Origin of the sequence: Synechococcus sp. H55.9 (assembly GCF_047462355.1) — a bacterium.
Lineage (GTDB): Bacteria > Cyanobacteriota > Cyanobacteriia > Thermostichales > Thermostichaceae > Thermostichus.
Window position 1 is genome coordinate 1 of sequence record NZ_JANSJB010000104.1, and the last position, 2,216, is coordinate 2,216.

Sequence of the window (2,216 nt, forward strand, 5' to 3'; positions counted from 1 at the left end):
GAACCACCAGATGGACATTGTTGTAGGGTTAAGAAGAGCTTTTTACTGCCGTTGAGATTGCCATGAGCCAAAAGCTGCTGTTTGTGTGTCTGGGCAACATCTGCCGTTCTCCTGCTGCCGAAGGGATCACCAACTACTTGCTGCAGAGCAGCGGCCACGAAGAAGCCATTATCTGCGATTCGGCAGGTACAGCCGCCTATCACATCGGCAGTCCCCCAGATCGCCGCATGCAACAAGTTGCCCAGCGCTATGGACTGGAGCTGCACGGCCAAGCCCGGCAAATTCATCCTTTGGATCTGCGGGAGTTCGACCTGATCCTGGCTATGGATCGGCAAAATTATCGCGATATCCTCAGCCTCGATCCCCAGAGAAGATATGCCGACAAGGTGCGCTTAATCTGTAGCTACTGTCGTTCCCACACCGATGAAGAAGTTCCGGATCCCTACTACGGGGGCGAGGCTGGGTTTCACTACGTGATCGAGCTGCTCTGGGATGCCTGCAGCGGCATACTGGAATCCCTGATCCCCGGGATCCAATGCCCGCCGCTGCCCAGCCGCACCTGAACGTAATCGATCAAGAAAACAACTACCACCTGAGCAGATTAAAGCTCTCCATGTCGATGGTGGCCCGGTTGCGGTAGATCCCCAACACAATGGCCAAGCCCACTGCCGCCTCGGCAGCCGCCACGGTGATGACGAACACCGAAAACACCTGGCCGCGAATCAAGCTGGAGTCAACAAAGTTGGAGAAGGCCATAAAGTTGAGGTTCACCGCGTTGAGCATCAGCTCAATCGACATCAACACCCGAATGGCGTTGCGACTGACGATCAAGCCGTAGATGCCGATGCAGAAGAGAACTGCCGCGACCACCAAGAAAAACTGCAGTTGCAACATCCCAAGAGGCTCCAGTGGATACAGATGAGAGGGGTGTGAGGAAGACCTTGAGCTGTATGGCCGAGAGCAGACAGCCTTAACGGGTGCTCACCAGCTCTGCTGGGCGTTCCGACTCCGATTCCAGCCGGGGCCGAGCCCGCTCCAGCAAGCTGAGATCCCCTTCTTGGGCTTGGGGGATGACAAACTCTCGACGCGCCAGCACAATGGCCCCGATCAACGCCATCAGCAGCAAAACAGAAGCCAGCTCAAACGGCAACAGATAATCGCTAAAGAAATGCCCGCCAATCACCAGAGCACTGCTCGTGGGCTGGATTGGCTCCAACTGCCAGGGGGTATTCAAGGCCATTGCCGTCAGGAGGGCAAACAGCCCCAAACACACCGCCGCCGTCACCCCATTGCGCAGCCAGCCCAGTTTCAGAGGAGCAAAGGTGTAGCGCCGGTTCACCAACATGATGGCGAACAGGATCAACACATTGACCGCGCCGACGTAGATCAACACTTGGGCGGCAGCCACAAAATCGGCATTCAAGAGAAGGTACAGCCCGGCCATGCTCAGGAAAACGCCCCCCAATAGAAAGCCGGAATAGACGATGTTAGGGGCCCAAACCACTCCCATGGCAAAGCCGATGGCCATCGCCGAGAGCACCCCAAAGGTAACCAGTTGCACGCCTTCTGCAAGGGTCATGGGATCTTCGTCCTTAACAAATCGCTATCGCTGCTCCCTTACCACTCTACTGTCCCGGCGGATTTAAGAGAAGCCCAACTCCCTTGTTCAATCGATAGAGAAATCTCTAGAGTTGGGTCTCACCAACTGCCGCCTGCTCCGTCGCCGTGGCTGCTGCCGCCCCCGAAGTTTCTATCTCGGTCTCTGGTGTCATAATCGCTGTCATCAGGCTCTTGGACTTCAACTTCTCGCTCCGTTCGGTATTGGCAGAGAGGGCAAGTCAAGGTTTCTCGTCTGAAGGTGTAGGGATAGATGTTTCTCCTAATAATCTCGGTTTGGAGATCAAGGGTAAGAGCTTGACACTGAGGGCAATAAAGGTGGCGATAAGATTTATTTTCGCGCACGACCACGGCCATCCCCTGACAGGCGGGGCAAAACCAGCCGTAGTAGCGGGCTCTGCGCCGGCTTTTGGCCAGGCGATGCGCTGGGGGAAGTTGCCCATCGAGAATTTGGGGCTGGATGGGGCGCATGGGCCGACCGCAGCTTTGACACACCACCGGCTGAAACGGGATCCCACGCTTCGAGCCCAAGATGCCGTCGGTGGTCACAACTGCCAGGAAGGGCAGCACCAGTACCAGCCAGTTACCGCTGGCCGACA

At 56.5% G+C, this 2,216-nt stretch carries 3 protein-coding genes and 1 pseudogene; 1 reads left to right on the forward strand and 3 read right to left on the reverse strand.

The features are described 5' to 3' along the window. Positions 1–62 precede the first annotated feature (62 nt). Complete coding sequence (locus NW857_RS11370) at positions 63–563, forward strand: low molecular weight protein-tyrosine-phosphatase (protein ID WP_414338761.1); 501 nt, start codon at positions 63–65, stop codon at positions 561–563. 22 nt (positions 564–585) lie between these two features. Here the strand turns inward: NW857_RS11370 and nuoK are convergent, their stop codons facing one another. The 3 genes and pseudogenes from nuoK to NW857_RS11385 form a co-directional block, all read right to left on the reverse strand. Further along, positions 586–891 carry an NADH-quinone oxidoreductase subunit NuoK gene (gene nuoK, locus NW857_RS11375; RefSeq protein WP_414334879.1) on the reverse strand — a complete coding sequence of 102 codons (306 nt, stop codon included), beginning with the start codon at positions 889–891 and terminating at the stop codon, positions 586–588. A 79-nt stretch (positions 892–970) separates the two neighbouring features. Continuing rightward, entirely contained in the window at positions 971–1,579 is a 609-nt protein-coding gene (locus NW857_RS11380; protein ID WP_414334861.1) for an NADH-quinone oxidoreductase subunit J, read from the reverse strand. 119 nt (positions 1,580–1,698) lie between these two features. Beyond that, positions 1,699–2,216 (reverse strand): annotated as a pseudogene (locus NW857_RS11385) (TPM domain-containing protein); the annotation flags it as partial.